This window comes from Psychrobacter sp. 1176_08 (assembly GCF_052850615.1).
The window spans coordinates 57,588-67,117 of the sequence record NZ_VXCU01000012.1 but is presented as its reverse complement, the minus strand read 5'-3'; the positions used below and the strand labels follow the sequence as shown (position 1 = coordinate 67,117).

The 9,530-nt window shown below is 43.2% G+C and carries 9 protein-coding genes; 5 read left to right on the top strand and 4 right to left on the bottom strand.

Translation table 11 applies throughout. From position 1 onward, the window contains the following. Positions 1-95: 95 nt before the first annotated feature. Together FW759_RS13460 and nfuA are read right to left on the bottom strand one after the other, a co-directional pair. A complete protein-coding gene (locus FW759_RS13460; protein WP_353670486.1) occupies positions 96-1,418 on the bottom strand; it encodes an O-acetylhomoserine aminocarboxypropyltransferase/cysteine synthase family protein in 1,323 nt (440 codons plus the stop codon). A gap of 200 nt (positions 1,419-1,618) precedes the next feature. Further along, on the bottom strand, positions 1,619-2,302 hold the full coding sequence (nfuA, locus tag FW759_RS13455; protein WP_062845525.1) for a Fe-S biogenesis protein NfuA: 684 nt from the start codon (positions 2,300-2,302) through the stop codon (positions 1,619-1,621). Positions 2,303-2,790: 488 nt separating this feature from the next. Here nfuA and FW759_RS13450 point away from each other — a divergent pair, with 488 nt between their 5' ends. The 4 genes from FW759_RS13450 (at position 2,791) to FW759_RS13435 (ending at position 7,095) form a co-directional block, all read left to right on the top strand. After that, entirely contained in the window at positions 2,791-3,420 is a 630-nt protein-coding gene (locus FW759_RS13450) for a glutathione S-transferase family protein (protein WP_446443241.1), read from the top strand. Between the two features lie 216 nt (positions 3,421-3,636). Then, positions 3,637-4,704 carry a bifunctional nicotinamide-nucleotide adenylyltransferase/Nudix hydroxylase gene (locus tag FW759_RS13445; protein WP_446443240.1) on the top strand — a complete coding sequence of 356 codons (1,068 nt, stop codon included), beginning with the start codon at positions 3,637-3,639 and terminating at the stop codon, positions 4,702-4,704. Between the two features lie 169 nt (positions 4,705-4,873). Further along, positions 4,874-6,271, top strand: coding sequence for a nicotinate phosphoribosyltransferase (locus tag FW759_RS13440; RefSeq protein WP_446443239.1), 1,398 nt, complete (start codon positions 4,874-4,876; stop codon positions 6,269-6,271). Next, positions 6,265-7,095, top strand: a complete 831-nt coding sequence (locus tag FW759_RS13435) for an SGNH/GDSL hydrolase family protein (RefSeq protein ID WP_446443238.1) — start codon at positions 6,265-6,267, stop codon at positions 7,093-7,095. Before FW759_RS13440 ends, FW759_RS13435 begins: the two co-directional genes overlap by 7 nt. 119 nt (positions 7,096-7,214) lie before the next feature. On the opposite strand, the gene FW759_RS13430 is transcribed toward FW759_RS13435, so the two are convergent. Further along, positions 7,215-7,484 carry a type B 50S ribosomal protein L31 gene (locus FW759_RS13430; RefSeq protein WP_062845530.1) on the bottom strand — a complete coding sequence of 90 codons (270 nt, stop codon included), beginning with the start codon at positions 7,482-7,484 and terminating at the stop codon, positions 7,215-7,217. Positions 7,485-8,007: 523 nt separating this feature from the next. Between FW759_RS13430 and FW759_RS13425 the strand changes: the two genes are divergently transcribed. Then, positions 8,008-8,613, top strand: coding sequence for a YceI family protein (locus tag FW759_RS13425; protein ID WP_443531113.1), 606 nt, complete (start codon positions 8,008-8,010; stop codon positions 8,611-8,613). 90 nt (positions 8,614-8,703) lie between these two features. On the opposite strand, the gene FW759_RS13420 is transcribed toward FW759_RS13425, so the two are convergent. Continuing rightward, on the bottom strand, positions 8,704-9,138 hold the full coding sequence (locus tag FW759_RS13420; RefSeq protein WP_062845532.1) for a COG4315 family predicted lipoprotein: 435 nt from the start codon (positions 9,136-9,138) through the stop codon (positions 8,704-8,706). Positions 9,139-9,530: the final 392 nt, after the last annotated feature.

Sequence of the window (9,530 nt, the reverse complement as noted above, 5' to 3'; positions counted from 1 at the left end):
TCCTAAATAAAAAAGCCCATATCAAATCGATGTGGGCTTTTTATTGGTGAATTAGAATGACTTAAATAAACTGGCTAAATCCGTATATTTTCGTATTAAGTGGTAGACAATGCTTGCTCAAGATCGGCTTTGATGTCATCTATGTGCTCGATACCAATTGACAGTCGTACCATGTCTTCAGTCACGCCTGCCTGCTCTAGTTCCTGTCCATTCAGCTGACGATGCGTGGTCGTCGCTGGATGACAAGCTAGAGATTTGGCATCACCGATATTCACCAAACGAGTAATCAGCTGCAAAGCATCAATAAAGCGCGCACCAGCTTCCAGACCGCCTTTTACCCCAAAGGTTAAAATAGCAGAAGGCGTGCCTTTCATATATTTTTTGGCAAGCGCATGTTCAGGATGGTCAGACAAACCTGCATATTTCACCCAAGCAACTTTGTCATGGTCGCGCAAATACTCTGCGACGGCTTGCGCGTTTTGTACATGACGCTCCATACGTAGGCTCAGCGTCTGCATGCCTTGCAAAATACTAAAAGCATTTAATGGACTCAGCGCCGCACCTGTATTACGCAATGGTGCCACACGTGCGCGGGCGATAAAGGCAGGTGCACCCACATCTTTGACAAAATTTACACCATGATAGCTGGCATCTGGCGTGTTCAATAGCGAGAAACGCTCTGGATAATCGCCCCAAGCAAACGTGCCACTATCGACAATCGCACCACCAATCGACGTGCCCGTGCCGCTCATATATTTAGTCAACGAGTGCACCACAATATCCGCCCCGAACTCAAACGGACGGCATAGCGCAGGTGTCGCCACCGTATTGTCAATGACTACAGGGACACCGTACTCATGAGCGATATGACTAAGCGCTTGAATATCAACAATATTACCTAATGGATTACCGATACTCTCTGCAAACACCATTTTGGTTTTGTCATCGATTAAATCACGAATGGCTTCTGGGTTTTTGTGATCAAAGAAGCGCACCTCGATGCCTTGGCGCGGTAATGCATGCGCAAATAAGTTGTAAGTACCACCATATAATGTTGATACGGCAACGATATTATCGCCTGCTTCACAAATGGTCTGAATCGCATAAGTGATGGCAGCCATACCTGAAGCCACTGCAAGCGCGCCGATACCGCCTTCAAGTGCCGCAACCCGCTCCTCTAACACAGCATTGGTCGGGTTCATGATACGAGTATAGATATTGCCCGCAACTTTTAAATCAAATAAGTCAGCGCCGTGCTGAGTATTATCAAACGCATACGAGCTGGTATGATAAATAGGTACGGCCACCGCTTTGGTCGTTGGCTCCACACTATAACCGGCGTGAATCGCTAGAGTTTCGAGACGCTGCGTGCGCGCTAAGTCTTGGGTTGATTGCTCAGCTGCTTGTTCATCACTCATCGTACATTCCTTTGTATTGATCAATCATTATTAGTGAATAGCGTATGATTTAAAAATATCCTAAAGACATTGTCTGCCAAATCATAGCAATAAAAAAAGCTGAGTTCATCATAACTCAGCTTCTTTATTAAAAGAACAGCAAAATATTCATCTCTTAATGACGAATACTCATAAGCGTTTTTATATCAGCCACTTTGCTTTTATTTGTAATAAGCATTTTCTGTACGCGTGTGGTCGGTATCATCAATCACTTGCGTCAACTCTGGTATTTGCTGTTTTAGCTGCACTTCAACGCCTTGGCGCAATGTCATATCCACGGCTGAACACCCTTGGCAACCACCACCAAATTTCAACACAGCAGTCAGACCAATGCCTTCTTCGTCAATCAACTCAAGCAACTGTACGTCGCCACCATGCGCGGCTAAGCCAGGATTGATCTCTGACTGCAAGACGTAGTTGATACGCTCTTCGATGCTGGCATCAGCACCGACTTTAGGTACTTTAGAGTTTGGTGCACGGAAGGTCAGCTGACCACCGAAACGGTCTTTATTATAATCGATCACGGCATCTTCTAAGTAAGGAACTGAAGCCGCCTCAATAAAAGCAGAAAAATTCTCATAACTGAATTTTAAATCGGCACTGTCTTCTTCACCTGGCTGGTTATAAGCCATGCAGCATTCTGCGCGCGGCGTACCAGGATGCTCAACGAAAATACGCACACCAATACCATCAGTATCTTGCTTAGACAATAGATCTGCCAAATAGCCTTGAGCAGATTCGGTGATCGTAATATTGCTTTTTGCTTCAACTTGCTCGGTATCTAGTGCTGACTCATAGTCGGTAGACTGGTCTAATTGGCTATCAGCTTGGGTTTGCTCACTCATAATATGTCCTACGCGTTATGACACAAGCGCTATTTTTATCATGGCTACTGTGTCGTGAAAAGGATTATGTCTTTAGTTTGGATTGCTAAAATCTGTGTGAATTGTCAATGAACACGGTTTATCGTGTTAGGACGTTGACTGTTGTTTTTACAACATTTTGATAAGTTTATAACCACTATTATACCGCACTTACGCGACAATTCCGACCACGCTACTGCGAATTAAACTGTGACCATCATTAATAGTCACTATTGGTTTTTTTAATGATGATGTAAAAAAACCAATAATGCGACGCAAAACGCCTTAATTATTCACACAGTGTTTATTACTGTTTATATTAAGACTGTCAGATAAATTATCAAGGATAAGGTAACGCTACATCTCTTAAAAATAAACTCACATAATATAACTGAGTTATATGGCTCAGTTGCTTAGACTAAATTCGACAAAATGATAAATTCAAAAGAATAAATTTAAAAGGATATTTTATGAAGTTATATATCATGCCAGGCGCTTGTTCAATGGTTCCACACGTCGCTCTTGAGTGGGCAAAAGCAGATTATGAACTAGAAATATTAGATCACGACTCTGTAAAATCAGAAGAATATCTGCGTATTAACCCGCAGGGTTCAGTACCTGCAATCGTAGATGGTGATACCGTAGTCACGCAGAATATCGCTGTACAAACTTATATTGATGCTAAGTATCCTGACGCTAACATATTCGGTGCTACTAGCTCGCCCGCTCAACGTGCCGAGATCATGCACTGGTTGGCCTTTATCAATTCAGATGTCCATAAAAGCTTTGGGCCACTGTTCGGCCCTGATAGCTTCGTAAAAGATAAAGCTGCGCAAGCAGAATTAAAAGACAATGCGAAGAAAAAAATCGTTGGTCTGCTTGAGTATCCTAATGAAAAGCTTAGCACACAGGATTATCTGACAGGCACTAAGACGACAGCAGATATCTATCTATACGTCATACTGACATGGGCGAAAAAAATGAAGCTTGACCTTTCTAGTTACAAGAACTTCAATGCCTTTATCAGTCGTATCGAGTCTGATACTGGTGTTACTGAAGTCATACGCCAAGAAGGTATTAGCAAAATTGAGTCGCTTTAGCATTTAGTCGTCAGACCTATACTATTTTTATAAACTTTATCTTAAAGCCTCTCTAATGATTTGGAGTGGCTTTTATTGTATTTAAAACACGTGCCAATAATCAGCGCTCATAGAACATCTTTGCACTTGTCAGAAAGTCATGAGCTATGTCAGTATTGGCACTATTAAAAAATTGTGTTTAACCCATAAAACATAAGCAGTAGGAAACTGGTATATATGAGCGCATCATCAGAGCAACATCCAGATAAGCACCACTCAGATAAACAAGAGCATAAACGCTATCGTTATTTGGTTTTTATCGGGCGTTTTCAGCCATTTCATTGTGGTCACAAAGCAGTCATCGATGAAGCCCTAAAGCGCTCAGATGAAGTCATTATGCTCATCGGTTCAGCCAACCTACCTCGCAGTTTGCGCAACCCATTTAGCGTGGATGAGCGTGCTGCAATGATTAAAGACGCGTACTCTGATGAAGAAGCGGCGCGCATTCATTGTGTTGGATTAGACGATGCGCTTTATAACGACACGCGCTGGCTACAGTACGTGCAAGCTGGTGTCAAATCTGTCACAGGTGATTTGCAAACGGATATTGGTTTGATTGGACATTCAAAAGACAGCTCATCATATTATCTGTCGTTATTTCCTAACTGGGACTCGGTTTCTGTACCCAATTATCACAATTTATCCGCTACGCCCATTCGTGACAGCTATCTGATGGGCGCCACACCAACGCCTGAGCGTACGCCTGAATCCACTCGCAATGTGTTAGATCAGTTCAAAAAAACAGATGACTACAAGCAGTTGCATGAAGAGGCAGATTTTATTGATAAATACAAAAGACAGTGGGAATCTGCGCCTTACCCCCCTACTTTTATGACGGCTGATGCTTTGATTGTACAATCAGGACACATCTTATTGGTTGAGCGCCGTAGTCTGCCGGGGCGCGGACTTTGGGCATTGCCAGGCGGGTTTTTGAATCCAAAAGAGACATTGTTTGACGCTTGTATCCGTGAGCTACGCGAAGAAACTCGTCTCAAAGTTCCAGAGCCAGTATTACGTGGCTCTTGCCACAGTCAGCACACTTTTGATGATCCTTATCGCTCTGCCCGTGGTCGCACCATCACACAAGCCTTTTATTTTCAGCTTAAAAACGATCCAAAAGGGTTGCCAAAAGTCAAAGGCGGCGATGATGCAATCAAGGCCTTTTGGTTACCGCTGGCAGAGCTTGATGCCAAGATGATGTTTGAAGACCACTATGCGATTATTACTAAGATGGTCGGGTTGTAGGATGTTATAGATTGACTATTTGGTGCATTGTTTATCCATTATCTCTTAAGTCTACGCTATATAATTTATTTTAATTTTCACACCAATGCCGATAGACGGCAACGGTCAAACGCCGCAACTGCTCTTTCATCAAAACAGTTGTGGCATCTCAAAGCAGAGGAGTTCTGTGATGTACACCAGTAATTTAAACAATTTGATTCTTAACAGTGACAGCTATAAAACTTCACATTGGGTGCAATACCCAAATGGTAGTGAGTATCTGTCGAGCTACATTGAAGCGCGTAAAGGCGACTATGATGTAGTGTTCTTTGGCCTGCAAGCTTTTATCAAAGAGTATCTGAGCACGCCTATCACGATCCAAGACATCGATGAAGCCGAAATGGTCATTCAGGCACATGGTTTGACTTTCAATCGTGCTGGCTGGGAGCGTTTGGTCGCAAAACACAGCGGCTACTTACCATTACGCATCGAAGCCATACCAGAAGGCAGCATCGTCCCCGTATCTAATGTCGTCTGCCAAGTCATCAATACTGACCCTGAGTTTTATTGGTTGCCAAGTTATATTGAAACAGCGCTATTACGCGCGATTTGGTATCCGTCAACAGTGGCCAGTGTCTCTCATTATTGTAAAGGCATCATTCGTCAAGCGTTAGAAAAGTCCGCCGACAATACAGCGTCGCTGCCCTTTCGTTTGCATGACTTTGGCTCGAGGGGCGCGTCAAGTCAGGAAACCGTCGCTCTCGGCAGTTTGGCGCATTTGGTCAACTTTGCTGGTACAGATTCAATGACTGCGCTCGTTGCGGCTAGCCGCTGGTATCAGATGGGTAAAGACATGCCTGCGTTTTCTATTCCTGCAGCTGAGCACAGCACTATGACTGCATGGGGCCGTGACGGTGAGACTGCAGCCTTCGCCAATATGATTGAGCAGTTTGGCGGTGAAGACAAGGCGTTTTCAGTCGTATCAGACAGCTATGATTTGTGGAATGCGATCGACAATATCTGGGGCGGCAGCCTAAAAGAGGACGTAAAAAACATGGGTGGCACCTTGGTCATTAGACCAGACAGTGGTGAGCCGACCAAAGTGGTGCGTGAAGCGTTGGAACGTTTGGCAGTCAAGTTCGGTACAACAACCAACAGTAAAGGCTATAAAGTATTACCTGATTACGTGCGCATCATTCAAGGCGATGGGATCAGTCCGCAAAGCTTGAGCAAGATTATTGAAGTCGTGATGAAAGCAGGCTTTAGCGCTGAAAACGTAACGTTCGGTATGGGTGGTGGCCTATTACAACAAGTCAACCGCGATACGATGAGCTGGGCGATGAAAGCCAGCGCAATCTCTATCGCTGGCGTCTGGAAAGATATTTATAAAGATCCCGTCACCAGTCGTTCTAAACGCTCCAAAAAAGGTCGTTTGGCATTGGTAAAAGACGATAGTGGTGCCATACAAACCATCAAGGCAGATGATTTGGCCAATGAGGCGGACAACCTGCTACGAGAGGTTTATATTGACGGTCAATTATTAATGGATGACAACCTGACCACGATTCGGGAGCGTGCTGGATGGTAGATACTCATAAAATTGCGTCTGTCGCAAAAGACGTGCTGCTTGCCCCTGTTTATTTTCATCAGGGTCGCAGAATCAAACGCGATACCGTTCGTCTTCCCGAGCCGGACGGCGAAAGATGCGGACTTGTCTCGTTACATCCTGCTACTGATGGCCCAGCCTCTGACAAGTCAACCTTGAAGCTGATGATCGTAGGAGATTCGGCAGCCGCTGGTGTCGGCAGTCAAACGCAACAAGAAGCGCTGGTCGGTAAGCTGATCCCCATATTGACGCAGCAGCTTTCTGCTCATTCAAGCTTTAATATGTTAGATTGGTCATTGCAAGCCACGACTGGTCATACCAGTTTTGATATCTTACGCAGACTTTATGTTCTACCAGCGCCCACTCAACCGGTTGATGTCATGCTGCTCAGCGTGGGTGTCAATGATACGACTTCCAATGTCGCAATAGACAAATGGAAACAGCAGATTGAAGATATTATTGCCATTGCACAACGTAAATTCGGCGTTAGAGAACTGATTTTTCTAAGTCTACCACCGATGGCAGACATGCCTGCGATTCCTGCGCCTTTGAATAACTTTGTGGGCGCTAAAGCCTTACTGCTTGATCAAATACTGCAACAAGTGTGCGCGACTCATGCTGGTGTCAATTATATGGCAACTGACTTTGCACGAATGATAAAGGAGCACTCTAATGGCTCACCAATCGATATCGCAGTGATGTTTGCCAGTGATGGTTTTCATCCAAGTAGTCTTATGTATGGTTATTGGGCACAGCAAGTATCAGAGCGAATGTCAGCGTTGTTGGACATATCTAAAGCCGAATAACCCTTAGATATCGGTAACGACATTTACTCAGATATTAATCTTTACTCAGAATCAAAAAAAACCGCTGAATCATCAGCGGTTTTTTTGTGTCAAGCGTTGGTGTGGCAAATCTGTCTGAATTATTCAGCAGCTTTCTTGCTACGGCCACCAAATGCACCAAAGCGTTTGTTGAAGCTTGCAACACGGCCTTCAGTAGAAGTTTTACGTTGCTCACCTGTATAGAATGGATGCGACGCACTTGAGATATCAAGTGGGTAGTATGGGTATTCTGTACCTTCGTATTCACGAGTGGCTTTAGTCTTAACCGTTGAACGAGTCAAAAAGAACACGTCAGCGTTAGTGTCATGGAACAAAACTTCTTGGTAATTAGGATGGATATCTTTACGCATAATAAACTCTCTATGTCCGATGTATGAATAGCCTGTTTAACCTCTTTTTTGAGGTATCAACCAAGCGATGACATACGTAACTGAGGCACTAAGGACATTGATAAGGATGGCAACTGCGTCACTGGCTTATTCCAGCACACAACACCACGCTTCTGCTCACTTAGCCTTTCCCCAGCGGGAAAATCAAACCGCGATTTTAACGGTTTTCGATGTTTGATGCAAGTCGCAGTTGTGAGGGTTATGTGTGTTAAGTTGTCAAAAATTGGCTAACAGCATTGAGAGAAATCTGCCTTATGAGTATAATATCGATTTAGCTGAAATAACCAATAAAATCTGTTATTGTAGCCTGAGTTAACAATGATAAGTATTTTTATACGCATACGTTATTCTCAACTGCCGATTTTAGATGCAGCCGTTTAGAACTCGGCGGTTTCATCAGTACAAACTTATCAATACAAAGATTTTACAAACAGGCATCAGCCATACACGCGCCAATCAACCAAGCCAACTTAAGGATATTCTAATGATCAATATGGTAATAAAGAACACTGCAAAAACATTATTAATCAGCTCAGCGCTGGCAGTGACTACTCTAGCAAGTGCAGCAATGCCAAGCCAATGGCAGTTGGATGACTCACATACTCGTGTTGGATTTTCTGTCAACCATATGGGTTTTTCAACCACCATGGGACATTTTAGCGATGTCAAAGGTATGGTAAATTATGATATCAAAGCCCCAAACAAAACCAATATGAACTTTACTATCGCCACTGATAGCATCGATACCAATTGGGATGCGCGTGATGAACATTTGAAGAAAGAAGAGTTTTTCAATGTTGCCAAATACCCAACGATGACGTTTAAATCCACCAAGGTCACTTTTATCAATCCGCAACAAGCAAAAGTCATGGGTAATTTCACCATGCTTGGCCAAACCAAGCCATTAACGCTAGATGTGACATTGAATAAAGTTGCCAACAGCCCGCTTACCAAAGAGCCAGTCGTCGGTTTCCGTGCCACTGGTAATATTGATCGTGCCGCTTACGGCATGACTGCTTATGCAGACGGTATTACCACCAATGTGCCTATCCAAATCGATGGCGAATTGGTAGAGAAGAAATCGAAATAAGCCCTATTGATCTATTGATAGCGTTTACTAACAACAAAAAAAGCAGCCTTCAAAATAAGGCTGCTTTTTTTAAACCAATGTTATGGCATTTTATTTCGTTGGAATAACATGCCAAACATCAAACTTGTCATCGCCATCTTTGTCACCAACTTTTGTGTCATTGGCGTAGAAATATAAAGGTTTACCATTCATTGCCCACTGATATTTACCATCTTCACGCTTGAATGCAGCGAATTGACCCGATGCTTTAGCGTTACTTGGCGCCATAAAAATAGGCCATAAAACTTGGCAAGTTGTGCCGCAATCTGACTTGTTCTTGGCGTCTTTATCATAAGTATAAAGCGTCATTTGATTGGTCGCATCGACCAATACGCCATTTTTACTCGCGACGGGTGCTGTATTATTGTTGGTCGCTTGCACGTCATGCGTGCCTGACATGTCATTTCCAACCGCACTTTTCAAAGTCGTACAACCTGTTAATGCTAATACACCTGTTAACGCAGATAATACCATGATGTTTTTCATAACAACTTCCTTGTAATTTTAATAATGGATTTTATCGGGCATTTTTATTTTTGATGTGAACATCAATCAAAGATAAAGCCAGAACTTCCTTAAGCGATACAAATATAGCATATGGCGTTTCACCACGATGGTTCTCAGGATACAAACTTACAAAAACGGATATATTTTACAAAACAATTAAATACTAACCATTTCGGCTAAAGACTGTTCAGCTAGAGAATAGTGACGCTGTAATCCTTTTTCGCATTCATTATCTTTTCACCACTTAGTCTTGCTGCCACTTATTGTAGCTTGTCCTAGATTACAGCAGTCCACTGACAAAACTCATGTATCCACTTACGTATTTGCCATCTTTTTGGCGACATTTTTTTGTAGAATATCCTTATAGAAAT